Source organism: Vulcanococcus limneticus LL (genome assembly GCF_943369875.1).
GTDB classification, from domain to species: domain Bacteria; phylum Cyanobacteriota; class Cyanobacteriia; order PCC-6307; family Cyanobiaceae; genus Vulcanococcus; species Vulcanococcus limneticus_A.
Window position 1 is genome coordinate 146,450 of sequence record NZ_CALROT020000006.1, and the last position, 22,715, is coordinate 169,164.

General features: G+C 69.0%; 19 protein-coding genes and 1 riboswitch. Of the genes, 4 read left to right on the forward strand and 15 right to left on the reverse strand.

All coding sequences use genetic code 11. The features are described from left to right. The first annotated feature begins 4 nt into the window (after positions 1–4). Entirely contained in the window at positions 5–943 is a 939-nt protein-coding gene (locus ACLV7J_RS08780; protein WP_411868719.1) for an oxidoreductase, read from the forward strand. 52 nt (positions 944–995) lie between these two features. Here ACLV7J_RS08780 and ACLV7J_RS08785 read toward each other — a convergent pair whose 3' ends face one another. Next, the gene (locus ACLV7J_RS08785; RefSeq protein ID WP_411868720.1) at positions 996–2,792 is read right to left on the reverse strand and encodes a hypothetical protein; all 1,797 of its coding nucleotides are present in this window, start codon (positions 2,790–2,792) and stop codon (positions 996–998) included. Between the two features lie 155 nt (positions 2,793–2,947). Here ACLV7J_RS08785 and ACLV7J_RS08790 point away from each other — a divergent pair, with 155 nt between their 5' ends. Continuing rightward, positions 2,948–3,784: a GlcNAc-transferase family protein gene (locus ACLV7J_RS08790; protein ID WP_411868721.1), complete on the forward strand. Its 837-nt coding sequence runs from the start codon at positions 2,948–2,950 to the stop codon at positions 3,782–3,784. Here the strand turns inward: ACLV7J_RS08790 and glnT (ACLV7J_RS08795) are convergent. The 3 genes from glnT (ACLV7J_RS08795) to ACLV7J_RS08805 all read right to left on the reverse strand — a co-directional run bounded on the left by glnT (ACLV7J_RS08795) (position 3,763) and on the right by ACLV7J_RS08805 (position 7,048). Beyond that, on the reverse strand, positions 3,763–5,058 hold the full coding sequence (gene glnT, locus ACLV7J_RS08795; protein WP_411868767.1) for a type III glutamate--ammonia ligase: 1,296 nt from the start codon (positions 5,056–5,058) through the stop codon (positions 3,763–3,765). The two genes, ACLV7J_RS08790 and glnT (ACLV7J_RS08795), sit on opposite strands and share 22 nt — an antisense overlap. 65 nt (positions 5,059–5,123) lie before the next feature. Continuing rightward, positions 5,124–6,125, reverse strand: coding sequence for an alpha/beta fold hydrolase (locus ACLV7J_RS08800; protein ID WP_411868722.1), 1,002 nt, complete (start codon positions 6,123–6,125; stop codon positions 5,124–5,126). Then, entirely contained in the window at positions 6,122–7,048 is a 927-nt protein-coding gene (locus ACLV7J_RS08805) for a fatty acid desaturase (protein WP_411868723.1), read from the reverse strand. Before ACLV7J_RS08805 ends, ACLV7J_RS08800 begins: the two co-directional genes overlap by 4 nt. A gap of 149 nt (positions 7,049–7,197) precedes the next feature. Here ACLV7J_RS08805 and ACLV7J_RS08810 point away from each other — a divergent pair, with 149 nt between their 5' ends. Continuing rightward, complete coding sequence (locus ACLV7J_RS08810; protein WP_411868724.1) at positions 7,198–7,356, forward strand: hypothetical protein; 159 nt, start codon at positions 7,198–7,200, stop codon at positions 7,354–7,356. A gap of 2 nt (positions 7,357–7,358) precedes the next feature. Beyond that, a complete protein-coding gene (locus tag ACLV7J_RS08815) occupies positions 7,359–8,207 on the forward strand; it encodes a sugar phosphate isomerase/epimerase (protein ID WP_411868725.1) in 849 nt (282 codons plus the stop codon). On the opposite strand, the gene ACLV7J_RS08820 is transcribed toward ACLV7J_RS08815, so the two are convergent. The 11 genes from ACLV7J_RS08820 to ACLV7J_RS08870 form a co-directional block, all read right to left on the reverse strand. Continuing rightward, a complete protein-coding gene (locus ACLV7J_RS08820) occupies positions 8,161–9,261 on the reverse strand; it encodes an aromatic ring-hydroxylating oxygenase subunit alpha (RefSeq protein WP_411868726.1) in 1,101 nt (366 codons plus the stop codon). The two genes, ACLV7J_RS08815 and ACLV7J_RS08820, sit on opposite strands and share 47 nt — an antisense overlap. Before the next feature lie 24 nt (positions 9,262–9,285). After that, complete coding sequence (locus tag ACLV7J_RS08825) at positions 9,286–10,056, reverse strand: ABC transporter ATP-binding protein (RefSeq protein WP_411868727.1); 771 nt, start codon at positions 10,054–10,056, stop codon at positions 9,286–9,288. A gap of 10 nt (positions 10,057–10,066) precedes the next feature. Further along, positions 10,067–10,834 (reverse strand): ABC transporter permease, encoded by a 768-nt coding sequence (locus ACLV7J_RS08830; protein WP_411868728.1) that lies wholly within the window; start codon positions 10,832–10,834, stop codon positions 10,067–10,069. Between the two features lie 18 nt (positions 10,835–10,852). Continuing rightward, positions 10,853–11,890, reverse strand: a complete 1,038-nt coding sequence (locus ACLV7J_RS08835) for an ABC transporter substrate-binding protein (protein WP_411868729.1) — start codon at positions 11,888–11,890, stop codon at positions 10,853–10,855. Positions 11,891–11,960: 70 nt separating this feature from the next. After that, a complete protein-coding gene (glnT, locus tag ACLV7J_RS08840) occupies positions 11,961–13,319 on the reverse strand; it encodes a type III glutamate--ammonia ligase (RefSeq protein WP_411868730.1) in 1,359 nt (452 codons plus the stop codon). Continuing rightward, positions 13,316–14,023: a hydrogenase nickel incorporation protein HypB gene (gene hypB / locus ACLV7J_RS08845; protein WP_411868731.1), complete on the reverse strand. Its 708-nt coding sequence runs from the start codon at positions 14,021–14,023 to the stop codon at positions 13,316–13,318. Before hypB ends, glnT (ACLV7J_RS08840) begins: the two co-directional genes overlap by 4 nt. 8 nt (positions 14,024–14,031) lie before the next feature. Further along, complete coding sequence (locus tag ACLV7J_RS08850) at positions 14,032–14,412, reverse strand: hydrogenase maturation nickel metallochaperone HypA (RefSeq protein WP_411868732.1); 381 nt, start codon at positions 14,410–14,412, stop codon at positions 14,032–14,034. A gap of 18 nt (positions 14,413–14,430) precedes the next feature. Next, the gene (speB, locus tag ACLV7J_RS08855; protein ID WP_411868733.1) at positions 14,431–15,621 is read right to left on the reverse strand and encodes an agmatinase; all 1,191 of its coding nucleotides are present in this window, start codon (positions 15,619–15,621) and stop codon (positions 14,431–14,433) included. 26 nt (positions 15,622–15,647) lie between these two features. Continuing rightward, a riboswitch (guanidine-I (ykkC/yxkD leader) is annotated at positions 15,648–15,749 on the reverse strand. A gap of 1,072 nt (positions 15,750–16,821) precedes the next feature. Beyond that, entirely contained in the window at positions 16,822–17,745 is a 924-nt protein-coding gene (locus ACLV7J_RS08860; RefSeq protein WP_411868734.1) for a hypothetical protein, read from the reverse strand. A 1,935-nt stretch (positions 17,746–19,680) separates the two neighbouring features. Next, a complete protein-coding gene (locus tag ACLV7J_RS08865) occupies positions 19,681–21,741 on the reverse strand; it encodes a hypothetical protein (RefSeq protein ID WP_411868735.1) in 2,061 nt (686 codons plus the stop codon). Next, positions 21,734–22,651: a bifunctional DNA primase/polymerase gene (locus ACLV7J_RS08870; protein ID WP_411868736.1), complete on the reverse strand. Its 918-nt coding sequence runs from the start codon at positions 22,649–22,651 to the stop codon at positions 21,734–21,736. The genes ACLV7J_RS08865 and ACLV7J_RS08870 overlap by 8 nt, the downstream gene beginning before the upstream one ends. Between the last annotated feature and the right edge of the window lie 64 nt (positions 22,652–22,715).

The following is a 22,715-nucleotide window of genomic DNA, read 5'->3' on the forward strand; positions in this document are numbered from 1 at the left end:
TCCCATGCCCTGGACCACCGCCGACATCCCCGACCAGAGCGGTCGGATCGCCCTGATCACCGGCGCCAACAGCGGCCTGGGCCTGGAAACCGCCCGGGCCCTCTCGGCGCGGGGGGCCACGGTGCTGCTGGCCTGCCGCGATCCCCGTCGCGGCGAGCAGGCCCGCCAGGAGCTGCTGCCCCAGGCCCGCGCCGGCCTGGAGCTGCTGACGCTCGACCTGGCGGACCTGGCCAGCGTGGCCGCCGCCGCCGAGCGGGTGCAGCGTGAGTTCGGCCGGCTGGATCTGCTGATCGCCAACGCCGGCGTGATGGCACCGCCCCGGCGCCTCACCCGCCACGGCCATGAGCTCCAGTTCGGGGTGAATCACCTGGGCCACTACGCCCTGGTGCGGCAGCTGCTGCCCTTGCTGGCGCAGGCCCCCGGCGCCCGGGTGGTGAGCGTCAGCTCAGGCGCCCACTACTTCGGCCGCATCGCCTTCGACGACCTGCAGGGCGAGCGCCGCTACGACGCCTGGGCCGCCTACGCCCAGAGCAAGCTGGCCAACGTGATGCTGGCCCTGGAGCTGCAGGCGCGGCTGGAGGCCGCCGGCAGCGGCGTGCTGTCGGTGGCGGCCCACCCGGGCCTGGCCCGCACCAACCTGCAGCCGGTCTCCGTGGCGGCCCGCGGCTCCCAGCTGGAGGCCCTGGCCTACCGGCTGATGGATCCCCTGTTCCAGAGCGCGGCCATGGGCGCCCTGCCCCAGCTGCACGCCGCCACCGCGCCGGAGCTGGCGGGCGGCAGCTTCTTCGGCCCCGGCGGCCTGGCCAACCTGCGGGGCTGGCCGGTGCCCTGCCGGATCGCCCCGGCGGCCCTGGTGGCCAGCGACCGCCAGCGGCTGTGGGAGGTGAGCGAGCAGCTCTGCGCCGCGGCGGGGCTGGAGCTGCCGCTCTGGCCTGCCGGCTGAAGGCCGGGAGCGGCGGGCGGGCCTGCCCCCTGGCCACAGCCGGTGCCGCGCCTCAGGACGAGCCCCCGTTGGCGCCGGATCCAGCCCCGCCAGGGTCCTCCACGGAGCCGGCCCCAGGGCCCCCATGGCCACCGGCCTGCTCCAAGCCCTGGGCGAACACGTCCTGGTGGAAAGCACCGGTGGCGGCGCTGCCATCCCCCCCGGCCTGGCCCTCGTCGGCCTGATCAGCGCCATGGCTGCCCAGCGCCGCCAGCACATCGGGGTAGTCGGCATTGCCATCGCCATCGCGGCCGATGCTCTGGCCATCGCCATCCAGCCGATCCGCGAGCTGGTTGAGAACGCCCTGCTGCACGACGGCGAACTGCTCGGCATCCAGGCTATTGGTCTCCAGGTAGTGGGCCACCATCTGGTCCAGCTGATGGGCCCAGGCGCCCGGTCCCGAATCCACGGCCAGCGGCGGTCCGTTGCCGTTGGTCACGGCCTCCAGGAAACCCGAGGCGAGATCGGCCACCACCGCCGGTGAGGCGGGCTCGAGGGAGTCAGGTGCGGGGGATTCAGGCGCTGGGGCCTCCAGGCTGGCCGTCGCCTGGGGCGGACCGCCCTGCACGGATTCATCCTGAATCGTGATCAGGTAGTCGTCCTTGTCCTCCCAGGTCTGGCCGATGATCTGGCCATTCTCCGCGAACTCGGCCGGCCGCTCGTCGTTGATGTCGAACAGGAGCGTCTCACTGCCTTCTGGCACGCGATCGGGCGTCGCCGTGATGCTCACATCCAGCACCTTGCCGGTGAGGTTGAGGCCCTGGGCCTGATCCACCTGCAGGGTCGTGATCAGCTGGCCATCGGCGATTTCCGTGCCGACCAGGGCCAGGCCATGGACAGGCTCAACCTGCCAGCTCCAATCCGCCAGGGAGGCCGTGGATGACGGGTCGATATCCAGGAACACCCGGATGACTTCGCCATTGGCCAATTCGAAGTGGCCGCTGTCGAAATGCACGCCAAAGGTGGTGGTGCCGGCGTTGCTGCCCCGCCCCTCCTCCACGATCGTGGCGTCCGACGTCCTGTCCCCGGCCTGCGGCGTCTGGTGGATGAACCAGCGGCCCTCGGTGGGAGGTTGCGTAGGTGGTTCGGTCGGTGGCTCGGTGGGGGGTTCGGTCGGTGGCAGCGTCGGTGGTTCCGTCGGTGGCAGCGTCGGTGGGTTGGTGGGAGGCTCAGTCGGCGGTTCCGTGGGTGGTTCCGTCGGCGGAAGCGTCGGTGGCTCCGTTGGCGGCTCCGTTGGAGGGTTCGTGGGCGGCTCTGTCGGCGGTTCCGTCGGGGGTTCCGTCGGCGGCAACGTCGGTGGTTCCGTCGGCGGCTCGGTTGGAGGGTTGGTGGGCGGCTCCGTCGGCGGTTCCGTGGGTGGTTCCGTCGTCGTCGCCGCGAGCGGCAGCGAGGAGGGACTGGTCGCTGGCGTCGCGGCACCCGCCGCCGCCACGGCGGCGAGATCCAGAGGGGGCAGCTCCAGCGGGGCTTGGACCGCAGCTCCCGCCAACGCCACCGCATCGCCGCCGATGCCGCCGTCAGCCGGCGAGGTGTCCGTCGGGGGGATGAAGAGATTGGTGGCCGGCGCCGCGGCCGCGGCGGCGATCGGCCCCAGGGGCGCCGCCGTGTCGGGGGTGGCGATGGCGGTGTTGCCCAGGGGCGTCTCGCCTTCCGGCGGGGGCGGAGCACTGGCCTGCTGGTAGTCCGCGGGGGTGCCGGCCTGCTGGGTTTCCTTGCGCAGCTCTTCGGCTTCGGTGGTGCCGGAGAAGCCGGCCTGGGAATCGGCGGACTCCTCGGGACTGGGCCCGGGGATGAAAGGGGTGTCAGCCATGGCGATCACGGCGCCTCAGAGACCTGCGGGGCGGGGCGGAAGCGCGGCAGACCCCTCCTCACGCTTCAAGCTAGGAAGACCATCAGCGCGCCACCACACACCGCGCCAGCCCAGCAGAGGCCTCAGCCAACCCAGGAGAGGGGTCCCGTCACCCGATGTCGCTGTTCATCTCGATCGTTGCCTACAACGACCCGGAACTCCTGCCCACCATCGACGACGCCTATGCCAAGGCAGCGGAGCCGGACGGGCTGATCTTCGGCGTGGTGGATCAGTCCGATCAGGATCACCACGACACCCTCCCCCACTGGCGCCACCAGATTCGCTACATCTGGCTGCCTGCCCGCGATTCCAGGGGCGTGTGCTATGCGCGGTCCATGGCACAGGGCCTCAGCAATGGCGAGGACTACCACCTCCAGATTGATGCCCATATGCGCTTTGATCCGGGCTGGGATGAGATCCTGCGGCGACAACTGCAGAGCCTGCCAACACGCTCCCTGCTCACCGCCTCACCGATGCCCTGGGATCCGCTGCATGGCCCCCGGCGCTTGAAAGCCGATCAGGCCATCCAGCTGGTGGAGCACCCGCTGCACCCCCTGCGCAATGCCGCCAACATCCTCGCGAATCCGAACCGTGCCCCCATCCCCGGCCAGCGCCTGGCCGCCGGCTGCCTGTTCAGCCCTGGGGCCCTTCTCGACGACGTCCCCTATGACCCTCACCTCTACTTCAATGGAGAGGAATACGTCTATGCCCAGCGAGTAAAAGCCCGGGGGTGGCACATCTACCACCCCGCCGTGTTGCCGATCTATCACCTCTACAAGCAGCCCGGAGCCCAACCCGAACTGCTGCACTGGAGCCCCCGCAGCGATCGCTCCTGGAGCCCGGCGCAACTCCAGAGCAGCGGAGAAGCGCGCATTGAGGCTGCCTTGGCCGGCGCGGCCGGTGTGTTCAGCCCCGTCGAGTGCCCCTCACCTCAGCCATCCAGCCCTGTGTGACGCTCCCAATCGGTCACCTCGGCGCGATACTCCTGCCACTGACGACGGCGCAGGCGTTCGTAGGCGCTGCAGAACGGTTCACCGAGGGCGGATCGCAGCACGGCATCCTGGCCAAAGGCCTCGAGGGCTTCACCCAGATCGCTGGGCAGATGGCCGAAACCGGGAGACTGCAACGGCTCAGCAAAGTTGTCGTTGTCGTGGCGCGGCCCGGGTGAGAGCTGGCGCTCGATCCCATCGAGGCCCGCCGCCAGCACGGCGGCCTGGAGGAGATAGGGATGGACGGCGCCATCGGGGAGGCGCAGTTCCAGGCGTTGGTCGTCAGGAATGCGCACCATGTGGGTGCGGTTGTTGCCGGTGTAGCTGATCCCAGCCGGAGCCCAGGTGGAGCCGGAGGTGGTGGGGGGTGCCGCCAGTCGCCGATAGCTGTTCACGCTGGGGTTCGTGAGACAGCACAGGGCCGGGGCATGGGCCAGCAATCCCGCCAGGAAGTGATAGGCCAGCGCCGACAATCCCAGCGCGCCCTCTGGATCGTGGAAGAGATTGCGGCCGGCCTGGGCCGTGCCGGCGGCGCCCCAGAGCGACAGATGGGTGTGGCAGCCATTGCCAGTGCGATGGGCGAAGGGCTTAGGCATGAAGGTGGCGCGCAGCCCCTGCTCCTCCGCCAGCGACTTGACCATCACCTTGAAGAAGGCGTGCCGATCGGCGGTGGTCAGGGCATCGGCGAAGGTCCAGTTGATCTCAAACTGGCCGTTGGCGTCTTCGTGATCCGCCTGATAGGGCCCCCAGCCCAAGGCCTCCATCGCCTCCAGCAGCGGCGCCACCAGCGGGTAGTGACGCATCAGGGCGAGCTGGTCGTAGCAAGGCTTCTGCTGGGTGTCGGCGCGATCGGCGGGCGCCTCGCCGCTGGGATCCAGCAGAAAGAACTCAGCCTCCACGCCACTGCGCAGCTCGAACCCCAGGGCCTGGGCCCGCTGCTGCTGACGGCGCAGCAGGCGCCGGGGGCACTGGGCCATCGGCTCCCCATTCAGCAGCAGCTCCGTGGCCACCCAGCCCACCTCGGGCTGCCAGGGCAGGGGCATCAGGCTGGCGGGATCGGGCACCGCCATCACGTCGCCATCGGCCGGGGAGAGGTCGAGCCAGGCGGCGAACCCCGCAAAGCCGGCACCTCCACTGGCCATCCCCTCCACCGCCGAGGCGGGCACGAGCTTGGCCCGCTGCACACCGAACAGGTCGGTGAAGGACATCAACAGAAAGCGGAGGCCCCGCTCTTTCATGAGGCCAGCGAGATCAGCCATGGGCTCTCTGCAAAGAAGGAGGAACGATCAAGGGGCCGGGACCATCACCCGGCGAGGAGCTGATCCACGACCTGGCGCAGCTGCTGCTGTTCCGGCGGGCTGCTGTGGGGATTGCCGGCGCGGTGGCCCAGGATCGACTCGATCACGTGCAACTGGGCGCCGGGAATGGCGGCGGCATCGGCGGCCAGATCGTCGACCGTGAAGTAGAGGTCATGGCTGCCGGCCACAATCGCCGTGCGGGCCTGAAGGCCCCCCAGCACGGCCTTCAGATCACCGCCAGGGGCCACATCGTGGGCCATCCAGGTATCCAGCATGGCGATCAGATCGCGGGGATCATGGCGCTGGTAGTGGGGCAGCCACTGGCGCTCCACGTGCTCCTCCATCGGCTCGGCGATGGTGCGGAAGAAGGGCTGACTGGCCGCCCAGCTGGCGTAGATCAGGGCGTAGGTGCGCAACCCCTGGTCGGGGGAGGCCTCGAAGGCCTCGCCGTTCCAGTGGCGATCGGCCGTGAGGGCCTGGCGCAGGCTGAGGCAGAAGAGGCGGTTGTGGGGGGAGGTGCGGGCACTGCCGCACACGCAGCAGATCCGCTCCACCAGCTCGGGATACTCCACGGCCCACTGATAGGCCTGCTGGGCGCCCATCGACCAGCCGTAGATCAGGGGGAGCCGTTCCACGCCGAACGCCTCCGCCAGCAGCTGGCGCTGGGCGGCCACGTTGTCGTGGTGCCGGACGACCCAGCCCTGCTCGGCCAGGCCCATGGCTCCATGGCTGGGGCTGCTGGAGGCTCCGTTGCCGAACATGCCGGCGATCACGATGCACCAGCGCTCCGGATCGAGCACCGGCCCCGCCAGCCAGGCCAGATCCTCCGGCCGGGCGCCGTAGGAGGTGGGCACCAGGATCAGGTTGGAGCGATCGGCATTGAGGGCACCGATCTGCAGGTAGCTGATCTGGGCGTCGGGGATGGTGTGGCCGCAGGCCAGGGGCCAGGGGCCCAGGGCGTGCTCCTGCCGCTGGGCGCGGGGGGGCTGAACGGTGACGGTGCTCATGCCGGCAGGCCCAGGGCCGGCAGCTGGGCCAGCAGCTGCCGGTGCACCTGCAGGTAGCCGCGATCGAGGTGCTTCAGGTGCGGGGCGATGTGGCCGTGGGCCGCCGGCAGGGCATGGAAGGGGAGCGAGGCGTAGAGGTGGTGCTCGGCGTGGAAGGGCATGTTCCACATCAACCAGCGCACCGGAGCGGTGGTGAGGGTGGTGCGGGTGTTGGCGGTGCCATCACGGCTGAAGCTGCAGCCGGTGTGCTCCGCCAGCAGCACAAAGCGCAGGAAGGGCTGGCCCACCGCCAGGGGCAGCAGCCAGTACCAGAGCAGAAAGCCGTTGCCGCTGATCAGCGACAGTGCCGCCAGCACCGCATACACACTGCACTGCAGCCAGATGGAGCGGCGCACCTTGGGGATCAGCTCGGCGTTGAGATAGGGCACCGCCGAGAGGTCGCCCCAGAGCAGCCGGGCGGTGCCCCGCAGCTTGCCGGTCCACCAGTGCCAGCCGCTCAGCTCCAGCAGGTAGCCCACCGGCGTGGTGGGCAGGGGATCCTCCAGCTCGGGATCCAGGCCCGGCTGGTGGGCGTAGCGGTGGTGCCACTGGTGGTAGCGGCGGTAAGCGGTGGCGTTGTAGAAGCTGAGCAGACCCAGAAACCAGGCCGCCGCATCGTTGGCCCAGCGGCTCTTGAAGGCGGTGCGGTGGCTGCACTCATGCAGCCCGGCAAAGCAGGTGGCCAGACCCACGCCGCACACCACCAGGCCGACCAGCCGCAGGGCCAGCGGCCAGCCGGACTGGGCCCACACCAGGCCGCCGGCGGTGATGGTGAGCAGGTGGCTGAGCAGGCGCAGGGCGGCGGGACCGTTGCGCAGCTGGTTGAGGTCGGCCAGCGCCTGACGGGGAATCAGGGCGGAGCTGGCGGCGACAGGGGCAGTCAAGGGGGGTGGGAAGCACTGGGGCCAGTTCACCAGCGGATGGGGCCGGCTTCGGTAGGCAATGGCACCGTTGCCGCCATCGGCGGATGCCTGTGTGGCGGGCGTTGCGGGGGGGCTGCCAAGATTGCGCTCTGGACCCGCTGCAGCCCTGGATGGCCACCACCGATCCCCGCCGGCAGGCGATGGTGGATTCGCTCCGCAGTCGCTACGAGGAGGCCGAGCAGCAGCACGACGCCGAGGCCAAGCAGGCCCTGTTCAAGGAGGCGGTGTACCTGGGCATCCAGCCCGAGGAATTCACCCAGGCCAGCTGAGGGTGAGCGCCCCGGCTCCCCTGCTGCTGTTCAGCCTCTGGGGGTTTGCGGGCGATCTGAGCGCGGCCAGCGCCCTGGCCCGCCGCCATGGCTTCGACGGCCTGGAGGCCAACCTGGCCCACCCCGCCCTGGCGGCCCTCGAGCCTGGGTCCGCGGCCCAGCAGCTGGCGGCGGCTGGGCAGGCCCTGGTGCTGGAGCTCCTCACCGGCGGCGACTACGTGCCCCGGCTGGACTGCACCCCGGCCCAGCACCTGGAGGAGCTGGAGCGGCAGCTGGCGGTGGCGCCGGCCCTGGCGCCGCTGCGGATCACGGTGCTCACCGGCAGCGACAGCTGGCCCTGGCCGGTGCAGGAGCGCTTCTGGAGCCGGGCCCTGGAGCTGGCTGCCGCCTGCCCGCTGCCGGTGAGCTTCGAGACCCACCGCTCCCGCAGCCTCTACAGCCCCTGGTTGATCGGCTCCTACCTGGAGGCGTTCCCGCAGCTTCGGCTCACCGCCGATCTCAGCCACTGGTGCGCGGTGGCGGAACGGCTGATGACCCCCGAGCTGGAGCCGGTGCAGGTGATCGCCGCGCGGGTGGATCACATCCATGCCCGGGTGGGCCATGCCCAGGGCCCCTCGGTGGGCCATCCCTTCGCACCCGAGTGGGCCGAGGCGTTGGCGGCCCACCGGCGCTGCTGGCAGCTGTTCGCCCGGGAGCGCTCGGCCGTCAGCGAGGGGCCGTTCACGATCACCCCCGAATTCGGCCCCGACGGCTACCTGCCGCAGTTGCCCTTCACCCGCCAGCCCGTGGCCGATCTGCTGGAGATCAATGCCGCCATGGCGGCGTGGCTGCAACGCCAGGTGCCGTGGTGAGGGCATCGGGGGCCAGGTCGTCGAGCTCCATCCAGCTGGCATAGAGGGCCTGCCACTGGAGGATGCGCTGCTCCAGGCGGTGGACAGGCCCTGGCTGCAAGCCGCTGGCGTAGCCGCGTTGGGCCGATTCCACCAGGCGCCGGTCTTCCTCCAGGAAACACTGCAGCTCGGCCATCCAGGCCTCGGCGCCGTCGGCGTGCGGCTCCAGGCCCAGCAGCCACACCTCCATGCGGCAGCGATCCAGGGCGGAGGCCTCCGGCAGAAAGCTGATCAGGGCCAGGCGCCCATCGGGCCAGAGCAGCAGGTGGGTCCAGGGGGCCAGACCGAAGGTGAAGAAGGTGCCGCCGTCCCCCCAGGGGGTGGCCAGCAGGGTGCCGTGGCGGCTGAGGCCATGGCGGTAGTGGCGCACCGGCCCCTGCTCGCGGTGCAGGGTGCTCGGGTGGGCGATCGCCACGTGGTAGTCGTCCAGGGTGTTGTCGTGGGCCACCTTCCAGTTGCAGGCCAGGGGCCGCTGCTGCCGCGCCAGGAGCTGTCGGGGTTGCTCCCAGAGCGCGCCGGCCTCGGCCAGCACCAGATCCAGCTGCTGCTCTAGGGGCACCGGATCGGGGCCGAGGGCCACCCAGATCAGCGGGCCCAGCTGCCGGCAGGGCAGCTCCGCCAGGGGCCAGTCGTCGCGGCAGAAGGGCTCGAGGAACTCCCCCTCCCGGGCCGCCGCCCGCAGCTGACCCTGCAGGTCGTAGGTCCAGCCGTGGTAAGGGCAGATCAGGCGCCGGCAGGGCCGGGCAGGGCCGCCACCCTCCAGCAGGGCCACGCCCCGGTGGGGACAGCGGTTGAGGAAGGCCCGGGGCGGCTGGGGCCCCTCGCCGTCGGCCGGGCGGGTGATCAGCAGCGGCAGCTCGAGCAGCTGGCGGGCCAGGGCCTCGCCGCTGCCCAGCTCAGCACTGGCGGCCACCGGGTGCCAGCAGTGGCCGGCGTAGTGGCTGCGCTCCCGCTGGGCCACGGCCGCCGAGCCATAGACCCATCCGGGCAGAAAGGTGGCAGCGGGCAGCGCCAACGGGGGCCTCGCAGGGGACGGGGATCAGGTGGGAAGGGCCGGCTCCAGGCCGCGCAGGCACTGGGCCAGCTCCTCGCGCAGGTCGAGGAAGGGGCGGGAGAGCCGCAGCTGGGCCATGGCGGAGCGGTCGAGATCGACGGCCACGCTGCGCACGATCCGCCCTGGCGACGGGGCCATGATGTGCACCTGCCCCGCCAGCAGCAGGGCCTCCTCCAGGTCGTGGGTGATCAGCAGCGCCGTCAGGCCGGTGCGCTGCCACAGGTGGTAGAGAAACTCCTGCATCGACTCGCGGATCTGGATGTCGAGGGCGCCGAAGGGTTCATCCAGCAGCAGCACCTTCGGCTCGGCGGCCAGGGCCCGGGCAATGGCCACCCGCTGCTGCATGCCGCCGGAGAGTTCCCGCGGCAGCCGCCGAGCGGCATCGGCCAGGCCCACCACCTCCAGGAAGTAGGCGGTGCGTTCACGGATCTCCTGGCGGCTGCGCCGTTGCAGTTCCATGCCGAAGGCCACGTTCTGCGCCGCCGTGAGCCAGGGGTAGAGGCTGTACTTCTGGAACACCATGCCCCGATCGGAGCCGGGACCGGTGATCGGGCGGCCATCGAGGCTCACCACACCGGAGCTGGGGGAGTCGAGGCCGGCGATCAGGCGCATCACGGTGGATTTGCCGGAGCCCGAGCTGCCCACCAGAGCGACAAACTCGCCGGCGTGAACGTCGAAGCTCACGTTGCGGAGCACCTCGTTGCGCTGGGCTCCGTAGCCGAAGCTCTTGCAGAGATTGGCAATCTGGAGAAGCATGATGGTGCGTTCAGGTGGCCCAGGCGCAGGCCCGGCGCATCAGGGCACGGAAGCCCAGATCGATCACCAGGCCGATCAAGCCGATCACAATCAGGCCCATGAAGATCTCATCGGTTCGCAGGAAGCGCTGGGCCAGGCTGATGCGCTTGCCCAGGCCCTCGGTGGCCGCCACCAGTTCCGCCACGATCACCAGGTTCCAGGCTGACGCCATGTTGATCCGGTAGGTGTCGAGAACCTGGGGGGCGATGAAGGGGGCCACCACCCGGGTGAGAATCGGCAGACCGCGCCCCCCGAGGGTGAGGGCTGTTTCCACCAGCTCCCGGGGGACGAACTTCACCGCATCCATGATCATCAGCGTGTTGAAGAAGAAGGTGCCGATGAAGATCAGCAGCACCTTCGGCAGCTCCTCCAGGCCGAAATAGATGATCAACAGCGGGATGAAGGCGGGCGCCGGCATGTAGCGGATCAGACCCATCAGGGGCTCCAGCAGGCGGCAGATCACCACGTTGGTGCCCATGGCGATGCCCACCGGCAGGGCTAGCCCCGCCGAGAGGGCAAAGCCGATGAACACCCGCTGGATGCTGGCGGCGGCATCCTTGAGCAGCAGGCCGCTGCTCCACTGCAGCTGGCTGGCCTGCCACACCGCTTGCGGGGAGGGCAGGAAGAGCTTGTTCACCGCGCCACTGGCGGTGATCAGGAACCACAGCACGAGAACGATGCCGATCCCCAGGATGCCGAGGGCCCAGGGATGCCGGATCAGACGAGGGAACGCAGGCATAACCAGGGGCTGCAGGTCTTATTTGGCGTTGTTCACAAACGTGGCGTTGAGCAGCTGGCTCAGGTCCGGCTTCGTCTTGGCCAGACCCACCTCCACCAGGAAGGCGCTGATCTGCTCCGCGGCGTAGGGGAGCGAGATCATGGTGGTGCCGGGCTTGAAGTTGGCCCGGTTCTGCTCCAGGGTCTGAATCGTGGTGCCGGCGTCGTAGGCCTTGAACTCCTGCTCCGACACCCCCGAGCGCTGCACCAGGATCGGCAAGGTGGCGGCCGGATCCTTCTTCATCAGCTCCAGGGTGGCAAACCAGGCATTCACCACCTGCTGAATCGCCTCGGGGTTCTGCTCCACAAACTCGCGGCGGCACACCAGCAGGTCGCTGATGGCGCCAGGGTGCTCGCTGGAGGTGACGAGGGCCTTGCTGCCGGCCCGCTTGAGGGCCTGGGTGGTGAAGGGGGCGTAGACACCCACGGCATCCACCTGGCCCGCCGCGAACGCCGCGGCAGCGGCACCGGTTTCCAGCGGCACGAAGGTGATGTCGCTGGCCTGGAGGCCGCCCTCCTTGAGCACCTTCAGCAGCAGGTAGTGATCCACCGTGCCCTCCTCGGCCGCCACCTTCTTGCCCTTGAGGTCGGCCACGGACTTGATGCCCTCGGCCACGATGATCTGGTCGTTGCCGGTGGAGTAGTCGTTCTGGAGAACCACCTGCAGATCGGCGCCACCAGCGACCGAACTGATGGTGTCATTGAGGGTCTGGCTGTTGCAGTCCAGCTGGCCCGCATTGAGGGCATTGATGCTGTCGAGGTAGCCGTCAAACCACTGCAGCTTGGTGCTCACCCCGGCGGCGCCGAACAGCCCCTTGGCCTCGGTGACCGCCCAGGGGAACCAGCCGGGCCAGGCGCTGTAGCCGATGCGCACGGCGGGACCGTCGCTGGCCGGCTTCTGGCAGGCCGTGAGCAGACCGGCGCCGAGGGCCGTGATCAGGGCCAAGGCCTTGAGACGCCGGCGGCGGGCCGGAGCTGGGCTGGTCGGAGCTGAGCTGGAACGGTTGGAACGCAGCATGGCAAACAAGCGGTGAAAGTCGTGCGGTCAACGGGTGAAGGACAGGGCGCTGGTGTGGCGCCCGAGTGGCTCAGAAGAACTCCAGGTAGCGAGCCTGCTCCCAGTCGGACACGGCCGAGTGGTAGGCCTCCCATTCGCCCCTCTTGTAGTCGACGAAAGCGTCGAACATGGCATCACCAAATACGGTTCGCGACAGCGGATCAGCGGCAAACGCCTCCACCGCCTCCCCAAGGGTGCGCGGCAGCCGATGCAGGCCCCGTTCCGCCCTCTCCTCAGCACTGAGGGTGTAGGCATTCACCAGGTTGGGCGGGCCTGGATCCAGCTGCTCACGGATGCCTTCCAGCCCAGCGGCCAGGATCATTGCAGCCCCCAGATAGGGATTGCAGGAGATGTCGGCGGCCCGGCATTCCACCCGCCCGCCCGGCGAGGGAATGCGCAGCATGTTGGTGCGGTTGTTGTTGCCGTAGCAGATGAACACCGGCGCCCAGGTGAAGCCGGACATGCTGCCCTGGGCCACCAGCCGCTTGTAGCTGTTCACCGTGGGGGCGATCACCGCACAGATGGCTGGGGCATGGCGCAGCACCCCAGCGATGAACTGATGGGCCAGGGCACTCACCTGGCCAGGGGCCTTGTCGGCGGTTTCAAACAGGTTGGCACCGCTGTTCAGATCCGCCAGCGACATGTTGAAGTGGGCGCCACTGCCGGTGCGATCGGCGAAGGGCTTGGGCATGAAACTGGCGATCAACCCATGCTTGTGGGCGATCTCCTTGGCCATCAGCCTGAAGAAGGTGAACCGATCGGCCATGGTGAGGGCCTCGGCGTAATCGAAGTCGATCTCGAACTGGCCGGGACCGTCTTCATGGTCGAAGGAATACACCCCCCAACCAAGCTCGTTCATGGCGCTCACCAGCTCATCGAGCCAGGGCAGGTTGTCGAGCAGGGTGCGCACGTCATAGGCCGGTTTATCCAGCGTGTCCCGTGGACTCAACGGCACCGCCCGCCCCTGGGCATCGCGCCGCAGCACGAAGAACTCGGTCTCGATGCCGAGGTTGAAGCGAAAGCCCATGGCGGCCGCCTGGGCCCGCACCCGGTGCAGGATGTTGCGGCTGCAGGCCTCAAAGGGCTGGCCGTGCAGGTGCAGATCACTGGCCATCCACACCAGCTCCCGCTGCCAGGGCAGCACGGTGGCCGAGGCCGGATCGGGCAGAGCCGCCACCTCGTCGTCGCTCATGTCCTGGGGGATGCCGTCGAGGGCCGCCCCGGTGAACAGCTCCGAACCGCGCAGCATCTGGCCCAGATGGCTCAGCGGTACCGCCTTGGCCTTGCAGATGCCGTGCAGATCCACGTAGCTGGCGAGGGCGTAGCGCACCCCCTGGCTCTCCAGCTCGCCCCGCAGGGTCTGCCCATCGAGGGTTTCGGTGCCGCTCATGCCGGCACCATCGCCGGGGTGAGCTGGGCGATCTGCTGGGCCAGCTGCTGGCGCACCCAGCTGTGCCAGGCCTCCAGGCCTTCGCCGCTGCTGGCGGACACGCGGATCACGGTGCAGCGGGGATTCACGGCGCGGATGTGGGTTTCAATCCGCTCCACCTCCACCGGCAGATAGGGCAGCAGATCGGTCTTGGTGATCAGCACGCAATCGGCCTCTCGGAACATCACCGGGTACTTGAGGGGCTTGTCATCGCCCTCGGTGACGCTGAGCAGGGCCACCTTGCGGTGCTCGCCCACCTCGAACTCAGCCGGGCACACCAGGTTGCCCACGTTCTCCACCCAGAGCAGATCCAGGGCGGCGGGATCGAGCTGCTGCTTCAAGAGCTTCACTCCACCGCTCACCATCGCGGCGTCCAGATGGCAGGCACGACCGGTGGTGATCGGCACCACCGGCACCCCCACCGCCTCCAGCCGTTCGGCATCGAGCTGGGTGGTCATGTCGCCCTCCAGCACGGCCATGGAGAGGTCGGTGGCCAGGGCGGCGAGGCTGCGCTCCAGCAGCGACGTCTTGCCGGCGCCGGGGCTGCTCATCACGTTGATGCACAGCAACCGCCAGGCATCGAAGTGTTCGCGGTTGTGCTCAGCCTGGTGCTGGTTGGCGGCCAGCAGATTGAAGCCGAGCGTGTCTTCCAGGGGCATGTGCATGGCAGATCTCAGGAGGGAACAGGCGCGGGCTTCTCCGCTGGAACGGAGGAGGCGAGGGTGTAATCCACGGAGCGGATGCGCAGCTCCCGACCGCTGACCACCTCTTCCATGGGGTGGTCGCAGCAGGGGGAGCGATAGGCCGCGTCAGCGCTGGGCTGGTAGGTGGCGGAGCAGCACACGCAGCGCCCCACCAGCGGGATGGACTCAATACTGAGGCGCGCCCCCTCCAGCCAGCTGCCGCGGATCGCCACATCCCAGGTGGTGACGAGCTGGGCGGGCTCCACGCAGGTGAAGTCCCCCACCTGAAGATGCACCACCGCGACGCTGGGACTCTGGGAGCCGTGCTGCTGGCGCCAGTCCTGCATGGAAAGCAGGAGGCACTTGGTCATGTCGACTTCGTGCATCGCTCACCTCCATTTCTGGTCGACGTTCATGTTGCAGACGTCGCTGAGCCAGCTGGGCTTCTCCTTCCTGGGCAGCTGACCACTCACCACCAGGTGGGCCATGGTGTCGCAGATCACGCGCGTGGCCATCAGCGACGTCATGTCGCTGATGTCGTAGGGAGGGGAGACTTCCACCACCTCAAGGCCGCACACGGGGACGTTGCGAACGATCAGTTCCAGCAGCTTGAGGGCCTCCCGCGGCAGCAGGCCACCCGGCTCGGGCCAGCCGGTGCCGGGCACGAAGCCGGCGTCGATGCAGTCGATGTCGAAGGAGATGTAGACGCAGTCGGTGCCATCGGTGGCACGTTCGATGGCGAACTTGGCCGCCGCCTCCAGGCCCATTTCGCAGATGTCGGTGACGGTGAGCACGTTGGTGCCGCGCTCACGGCAGACCTTCACGCCTTCGCGGGGCACCTGCCAGCCGCCGATCCCCAGTTGCACCAGGTTGTGGGCCGGGGCATTGGCCATGTTGGTGGCATGGAACCACGGACAGGTGTGCATCCGCTCGTCCAGATCGATCTCCTGGGTATCCACATGGCGATCGAAGTGAATGATGCCCACCTTCTTGTCGCCCAGGTGGCGGCAGACACCGCGCACCGTGGGGAAGCCGATGGAGTGATCGCCCCCCAGGATGATCGGGAAGGCCCCACTGGAAAACACATGGGCCACCCCCTTCGAGATCTGATCGAAACTCTTTTCGTTGTTGGCGGGGATGGTGAAGATGTCGCCGACATCGCAGAGGGTGATCTGCTCCCGCAGATCCACGCCCATCTCGTAGTTGTAGGGGGTGTAGAGGGCGGAGATGCGGCGGATGCCCTGGGGGCCGAAGCGGGTCCCCGGCCGGTAGGTGGTGCCGCTGTCGTGGGGCACACCGAGAATGGCCACATCGAATTCGCCGACGCGGTTCACGTCCTCGATGTAGGGCGCCTTCATGAAGGTGTTGATGCCCGCGTAATGGGGCAGCTCACCGCGCGAGAAGGTGGAGATGCGTCGATCGACGATGCTCTCGGCCGCTTCCAGGCCATACCGGTGGGCCTGGTCCACTTCCTGCTGCCAGCCCGTGAGGGGCAGGGCCCGCTCTTTCTCGAGGGCCCGCAGTCCCTCAGTGGGATGCAGTCGTTCGAAAGCAGACGCAGCGTCTGAATCCTGAGCCATGGTGCTGGAGGGTTGGAGATGGAGCGGTCTCCCGGGCTTTTATCCCTCCGTGCAGCCGGTGAACCCGACCGATACCTCTCGGACCTGACACTCCTGAATCAGGAGCCGGAACCCTAGGCATTCTTTCCGCTCGTTGACTATGGAACTGGGGTCGTGGGGTGGCGGTACCAAGGGATACCGAATCCCATCTCAGTGCTGGTGCGTGCCGCTGTGGGTGTGGTCCTGGGCCTGCTGGGCGGCAGGGTTGGACTGATGCTTCGGCTGGTGATGGTCGGGATGGGCTTCAGCCGAAGGCGCGAGCCCCAGGGCCAGCGCGGAGAGCACAGCCAGTCCGAAAGCCTGTCGGGACACAGTGTTGAACCGGGACAACGGGAAAGAGCCTCAAAGGCGGGCGCGACCGTATCGGCGCGGCAGTCCCAACCCTGTGGCCGTTGTTACCGACCGGGCCGACCTGGCCATCCGTCTGATCCCCGGGGCAGTTCCGCAACGACCTACCGCCCCGGATGGCCCGGGGCGATCTGGAGCCATGCCCGCTGCCGGGTTCGAACCAGCGACATCCTGCTTGTAAGGCAAGCAATCAATGCTGAGAACCTCTGCCAAGACAGGGCTGCGCAGCCGACGAGAAGGGCGCCGCGTGAAATCTGCGTGAAATGGCAGTTCCTAGGGGGTCGCCCGTAGCCTTACGGGGTCTTGGGTGACGGCAGCCAGTGGCCGGGAACATTGCCCAGTGGCTCAGCGAAGGGGGGCCCGGTGGCGTGCTCCGGGAGACCCAATACGTTCATGCCCACCCCCTCGAACTGATCGGGCCGGAGCTCTCGGCTCAGGAAGTGGCGAAGCTGGTAAGCCTCAGCGAGCGGTGCATCCAGCGCTACGCAGCGGAGGCAGTCGCCAGGGAGACGGAGTGGGCCGGCCAGTGGACGCAGCCTGGGCCCGATGGCCAGCCGCAAACGATCTGCCACGGGCAGCGCGGCTCCTACGTCAACGCGGAGCGGGAGCCCTTGCCCCTGCTGCTCCGCCCCGACGGGTCCGTGCTTCGGGCCGCCGCCGATGGGCCCAGCTTTGCGGTCGTTGCGGGGCCCAGCAGCCGGCGCCGCGGGCGCCCCAGCGCAGCAGCGGGAGGGTCCCCCTGGCAGTTCCGCCAATCCCTCACGAGCGGCAGCTTCGGGAGCTTTGACCTGCCCAGCTGGTGGCCCAGTTGAGCTAGGCCGCGGCCTTCCCCTGTGCCTCAGCCAGGGCAGCCCCGGCTGCTATGGCCGCCGCGGCCTTGCTCTGCAGGTCCGCCGGCACCCGGCCCGCCGCCAGCAGCTGGCGCAGGTGCTCAGCCGATGGGGCGCAGCCGTCCGCGGCGTCAGGCAGCAGGAACTCCCGCACCGTGGCGGCGTCCCATCGGGCCAGGTCAAAGCGGGCGCCAGCACCCACCGCTTCTATGGCATCCGGGATCTGTCGCGACAGGCCCGCAACGTCTGCCCAGCTGTAGGCCGGGGGTGGATCGCTTCCATCGGCCCGCGGGTCGGCAGCAGGGCCGCGGCCTTCGAAGGCACTTACCCATGCGGCCACCTCATGCCAGAACGCCTCGCCCTGAAGGGGCTCGGGCTCCAGTTCCACCCGCCCCCAGTCCCGGAAGAACTCCAGCGGGTCGCCATCGGACGCAGCAGGGTCGGCATCCAGCGGCTCACCAGCAGGGGCGGGCAGCCGGGCCTCCGCATTGGCCAGTAGCTCCCGCAGCTGGGCGGAGCCAGCCCAGCCGAAGGCGCCCACCACGGCGCGGGACAGGGCCGCGGCGATCGTGGCGGCTTCCTCTGCGGTCAGGCTCAGCCCGCTCGCCGCTTCGAGCGCCTCACTCAGCTCACCGGCCACCACGCCCCAGCGGCGATCCAGGCGGGCACTGCTGGGGCGGTCGCCCTTCCGGTTCCCGGTCGCGCTGATCTGCGGCCTCAGACTGCGCTCCAGGTGCTGGCGCAGCGTGGGCAGGCCCGGCGGGGTTAGTTCCAGCAGCTGCGCACCGCCGCGGCCCCCAGGGCGCAGGTAGTCGGCCAGGCGGCCTTCATCGCGCAGCCGGTAGAGCGTGGATCGGGAACTGTGCCCCACCACCACGGCGGCATCAGAGAACGAGACAGCAGGCACGGCGGGCGGTTGCAGCTTCTGTCCGTCATTCTGGAGAAGCTGGACAGACCCGCACCGGCTGGAATCGAGCGGGAGGGGACTGTTGTTGCTTGCTGGCAGCTAAGTTTTGCTAGTTGACGTCTGTCCTGCTTTGAAAATTCCAGACGGTGGAGATTCTGCGGGGTCGCGGATAATCCGCAGTCGCTATACCCCAGAGGGACCCAAAGACCCCGGAGGTATGGGTAGGACCCTCCCCGACGGGCGCCCCGGATCCCGTGCCGTAAACGGCAGGCGTTCGGATGTCATTGCACGCCGCAGCGGGGGCCATGCGTCTGCAGGATCTCCCGCGCCATCGAATCACCAGCACCGGCGGCCGTGTCCATCTGGCCCGTGGCCGTGTGCCGCAGCTGTGCAGCTTGGCGGATGTAGCCGCAGCCGTCGCGGCCCTCAGCCAGCAGCGACCCCCCGGCAATGGCTGCCTTCGCAAATGGGGTCAGGTCGTCGCCGCCTGCCGCGGCCGGCGGGGCTGGGGCCGCAGCTGGAGCGGGGGTCGCGCTGGCTTCAGGCGCTGGGCCTGCAGGCGCTACGGGGGCTGCAGGTGCTGGCGCTGCAGGTGTTGTCACAGGCGCAGGGCTCTCCGGTTCCGTTGGTGCCGCTGCCCGCGGCGACCCGCCGCAGCTGGCCAGCAGTACCGCTACCGCGGCGGCGCAGGTGACGGTTTTCGCCATGGTGGATTCAGTGGAAGCGGATCCCCAAGAACTAGCCATGGGTAGCCCTCTGGGCGTTCTGCCTGCGGAGTCGGACTCTGCCGCAGTGACGCTCTGGCGGCAGCCCGTCACGGCTCCGGCCCTGCGGCGCAGCGCTTGTGACGTTGTGACGCTGTGACGTGGCCAGATAGAGATTCATAGGGAGATGAATAGAAACGCGCTCCCAGCCGGCCTCTTTCCCTTCTCTCTCTACCTACCTATCTATCTATCTCGTCACAACGTCACATCGTCACACCACCTGCAGCGGCTGGGATCTGGTGTGACGGGGCCCGTCACAGGCAGGGGCAAGCGTCACAAGCCCTGCCAGCACTGACTCAGGTGTCTCCGCCACGGCCCCCCGTTGTGGCGTGAACACCGGGGGTCCATGGCCATCCCGAGACGGCTCAGGACATAGCGCCGGCCAGTCGATGGAGCCCACCGGATCGCCTCAATCCGCCGCCAGGAATCCCGGCTACCGGTGCCAGCCCGGGAAGGCCCTTAGGGGTCACCCCGCCCGATCAATCAGTCCATCCACCAAGACTTGGGCTTGTTCAGGATCCGACGAGCCCACGACTTGTCGTCATTGATGAAACAGTAAAGAACTAAGCCAACAGTCCAAATCGAGAGAAGGGCCCTGCCGAGGCCCCTGTGCAACTTCTCTGCTGCCAGCAGGAATAGGAGCGGAATGAGAAGTTGAAGGATTCGCTTTCTTTGATGTGGGGTCATGACCGGGGACTCGCTGTCAAGGTCTAAGCCTCCCAACGGAGTAGCCGACCAACAAGCCTGCAGTAGCACCGATCAAGCCGTCGCGCAGGGTCTTGGCGTCTTGGTCGGGCATTTGGCGCACGGTATTGACCCCGACACCAGCTATAGCAAGGGAAGCTGCGAGGGCGAGTACTAGATCAAAGCTGTTACGCGGCGCCCTTGTCTTGGCTGCAGGCGGGAGAGCCTTACCATCGGAAGGGATGGGAGCAGCGTGCGATTGCTTCGCCTCTATCTCGCGCTCAATGCGCTTTAAATCATCGGCTGCGCTCATTACTCCATAATGCCTGGTAGGTGGTGAAACGCTAGGGATCCATGGATCCATGGCCATCCCGAGACGGCTCCAGACTCCACACGATCCGCGCATGGCGCCGGGCCGTCAACCGACTCCGTGTGACCACCTCCCCGCCGGGCCGAGCCCCCAGCCGCCAGGACACCTCAGCAGTGCTCAGGGGCAACCCCGCTGGGCGTTTGCCGCCGCTTTGAGCTGGGACGGATCCACCTCCAGCAGGTCCCACGGCACCGCGATGCACCGGGCGGACCCCAGCGCCGGGAACCGCTGCGGGCTTGGGACTGGCTCAGCTCCCTCCAGCTCCAGCAACCGGGCCCGGTGGCCTCCCTGGCTCCACTTGCTTCCGGAGAACAGCTTGCCGATGGCGGCCCCGCCATTGACCACCAGCAGCCCACGCTCAGGGTCCGCCTTCAGGCCGCAGCGCCCCAGGGCCTTCGGCGCTTCGCCGCCACCGCTGCGCAGGGCCAGATCCAGCAGCTCCCGCACCGTGATCTTCCCCGTGCTGGGGCGGTCGTTATCGGGATCACGCCACGACAGTTCATGGGCCAGCAGGTGATCCAGGCACTGGCGGGCCTCTGCCGTGGGGCTGCGGTCCACTTCATCGGCGGCCGGCGCCGCGGGGTCCCAGCCTTTTTCATCCACCGCCCATTCCAGCGCCTCCTGCTCGCTCAGCTGGGCTGTGCTCTCCAGCAGGTAGGCACCCGCCAGCAGGGCCCCGTAGGTGTCGCCCACGCGCCCGCCGCCGCGGCCAGGCGTCACGGCTGCTAGCGCCCGGCCCATGGTTTCGGCGTTCGCCAGCAGGGTTGGTAGGTGGCTCACGGTCCGCCGGATCAGCGCCTCTCCCGTGGCCAGGGTCAACAGCTCCGCCCGCTCCTCTGCCAGCTGCTGCCAGTCCGCCGCGGCCAGCTGGCGCCGCCCGATCACGGCGATCCGGGATAGGTCCGCGGGGTTGGCGATCGGCGCATTGATGCCAGCCAGACAGATCGAAACGCGCAGCGTGAACTCCAACGCCTCTCCGCCGGGGGTGCCCTTCACCAGGGGCAGGCCGTCATAGGCCAGCCGGACCAGGCGCAGCTGTTGCTCCCGCCGGTTGCCGTCCGCTTGCTCGGATTCATCCACCAGCACCGGCAGCACGTCATGGCGGATGCTCTGCCGGATGCCTGCCTCTGTCGAGCCGCTGCAGCTGATCCCCAGCCCCGCCTGTAGGAGCCGGATCACGTTGTCGGCCGTGTCGCTCTTCCCCGTGCCGAAACCGCTTGTGATCTGCAGCCCCGGCCGCTTGCGCAGCGCCCCGCCAACGTTGCTCAGCACGATCCACCCCGCCAACAGCAGGTGATCGCTCGGCCCGCTCCAGCCCATCCGCTCGATCAGGCGCAGGATCTGCTGGCCCTGCACGTCGCTCAGCGGGGGCGCTGCGGGGGTGATGGCCAGGGCCGGCAGCCTCAGGTAGTGATGGCGGCTCTCCAGCTCTGCCAGGGGCATTTCCACCCCGTCTACCTCCAGCCGGTCCCCCAGGTGCCAGACCGTGCGACCGTCATCGCGCCACACGCCGCGCCCCCGGATCCGCTGCGGATCGAACACCCCGGCCCGGTCGGCGGTGGCCGCCATGTCGCTCACGGCCTGCCCCCAGTCCACTCCGCCCGACCGCCGATCCGCCGGATAGGTCGCCTCCCAGTAGTCGAGGGGCCCCAGCGGCAGCAGTCGGTCAAAGCTCGGCCCCGGATTGATCGCGCTGATCTGCGCGGTTTCCCGGTGCTGAAACCAGATCCGCCGCCGCTGCGCGTCCCACCCCAGCACGCGGAAGGGGGCCGCGGCCTCCCTGGCCTGGCGCTCGGCCACCGCGGCCTGCCGCTGGGCTTCCAGCTCTGCGGGGGACGGTGGGCGGCGGTTCGCGGTTTGCTCCACTTCGGCGGCCTGTTGCTCGCGCCACAGGTCCCGCCCCCGCTCTCGGGTCAGTTCATCGGCCCAGCGCTTCGAGGCCCCCGTGGCCTTGTGCAAGCGATCCCGCAGCGCCTGGCCATCGGCGCGGCTCGCGGTGGCATCCGCAATGGCGCGGGCCAGGTAGGCGATCGAATCGGCCCCCTCCGGGTAGCGGAGCCCAGCAGCGCGGCACCGCTCCAGGGTCGCCAGCCAATGGCCCCGCGGGTTGTCAGCCTGGCTCAGCTCGTTCTGCAGCCCCTGCAGGGTGGCCTGCAGGTCGTTCGGGATCTCAGCCATGGCGGCCACCTCCCACGCGCCAGGCGCGGGCCAGGGTCTCCGCTCTGGGCTGGTGGCGCCGGAAGATCGAGAACACCGCCCAGCCCACGGACTGCAGCCGGCAGAACGCCCACGGCGTGCCAGGGATCAGCTCACCCCGCCGCATGTTCGCTGGGGGCTGGAACGTGGTTCCATGCCAGCAGCGGATCGTGTCCCCGTCCCGGTGGCGCTGGCAGACGGGGCGCTGATCCCGGCCGCAGATCGGGCAGCGCTGCAGCCGCCGCCAGTCCCCGGAGCCGGTGACGCTGCGGCTGCGCTGGCCCCGGTGCTCTGCCGGCGCATTGTCGGCCAGCTCCAGCGCCAGGCCCCACCATTCGGGCGGAATCTCCGCCATATCCGCCGGGCTCCGCCGCCAGCTGTACTGCCCCCCGCTCTCGGGGTGAAGGCCCAGCAGCAGGATCTGCCCCTTCCCGAAATACAGCTCCAGCCCCTCGCCCTTGGCCAGGATTCGGCCGCTCGCATCCTTCACGGCCGGTTTCAGCTCCCGCGCCGTGCGCAGGTCGCCCAGCACGTCCCACAGCTCCGCCGGCACCCGCCAGAGCACCTTCAGCCGGTGCGGGTCGGTGCTGCGCACGATCTGCCAGGTCTCGGCCGCGGCCGGATCGCAGCCCCGCTCCCTGGCGAAGTTGACGCCCGCGGCGCCATCAAGGTCGAAGGCCGCCAGGCCGCCCGCGTCGCGGCCGGTGCGGGTCCCGCAGCCGGTGATCCGCTTCCCCAGGGCCGCGATCTGCTGGGGGGTGAAGGCGGCCGTAGGCCAGCCGCGCATGTTCGCTCCTGTGGCGGGATCCGTCGGGGTCTTGCCGTTGCACGGCAGCAGCGGCAGCCCCTCCAGCTGGGGCAGCAGGGCCCGCCAGTTGGTCGGGTCGGTCATGTCGGGTCGGTGTACGGGGGTAGGCGCTCAGGCGATGGAGAGAGCGAGGGACGGGGGCAAAGGG

Excerpts from the sequence above, each read along its gene's own strand:
- ACLV7J_RS08780 (WP_411868719.1), top strand. The coding sequence starts at position 5 with ATGCCCTGGACCACCGCCGACATCCCCGACCAGAGCGGTCGGATCGCC.
- ACLV7J_RS08785 (WP_411868720.1), bottom strand. The coding sequence starts at position 2,792 with ATGGCTGACACCCCTTTCATCCCCGGGCCCAGTCCCGAGGAGTCCGCC.
- ACLV7J_RS08790 (WP_411868721.1), top strand. The coding sequence starts at position 2,948 with ATGTCGCTGTTCATCTCGATCGTTGCCTACAACGACCCGGAACTCCTG.
- glnT (WP_411868767.1), bottom strand. The coding sequence starts at position 5,058 with ATGAAAGAGCGGGGCCTCCGCTTTCTGTTGATGTCCTTCACCGACCTG.
- ACLV7J_RS08800 (WP_411868722.1), bottom strand. The coding sequence starts at position 6,125 with ATGAGCACCGTCACCGTTCAGCCCCCCCGCGCCCAGCGGCAGGAGCAC.
- ACLV7J_RS08810 (WP_411868724.1), top strand. The coding sequence starts at position 7,198 with ATGGCCACCACCGATCCCCGCCGGCAGGCGATGGTGGATTCGCTCCGC.
- ACLV7J_RS08825 (WP_411868727.1), bottom strand. The coding sequence starts at position 10,056 with ATGCTTCTCCAGATTGCCAATCTCTGCAAGAGCTTCGGCTACGGAGCC.
- ACLV7J_RS08830 (WP_411868728.1), bottom strand. The coding sequence starts at position 10,834 with ATGCCTGCGTTCCCTCGTCTGATCCGGCATCCCTGGGCCCTCGGCATC.
- ACLV7J_RS08835 (WP_411868729.1), bottom strand. The coding sequence starts at position 11,890 with ATGCTGCGTTCCAACCGTTCCAGCTCAGCTCCGACCAGCCCAGCTCCG.
- glnT (WP_411868730.1), bottom strand. The coding sequence starts at position 13,319 with ATGAGCGGCACCGAAACCCTCGATGGGCAGACCCTGCGGGGCGAGCTG.
- hypB (WP_411868731.1), bottom strand. The coding sequence starts at position 14,023 with ATGCACATGCCCCTGGAAGACACGCTCGGCTTCAATCTGCTGGCCGCC.
- ACLV7J_RS08850 (WP_411868732.1), bottom strand. The coding sequence starts at position 14,412 with ATGACCAAGTGCCTCCTGCTTTCCATGCAGGACTGGCGCCAGCAGCAC.
- speB (WP_411868733.1), bottom strand. The coding sequence starts at position 15,621 with ATGGCTCAGGATTCAGACGCTGCGTCTGCTTTCGAACGACTGCATCCC.
- ACLV7J_RS08865 (WP_411868735.1), bottom strand. The coding sequence starts at position 21,741 with ATGGCTGAGATCCCGAACGACCTGCAGGCCACCCTGCAGGGGCTGCAG.
- ACLV7J_RS08870 (WP_411868736.1), bottom strand. The coding sequence starts at position 22,651 with ATGACCGACCCGACCAACTGGCGGGCCCTGCTGCCCCAGCTGGAGGGG.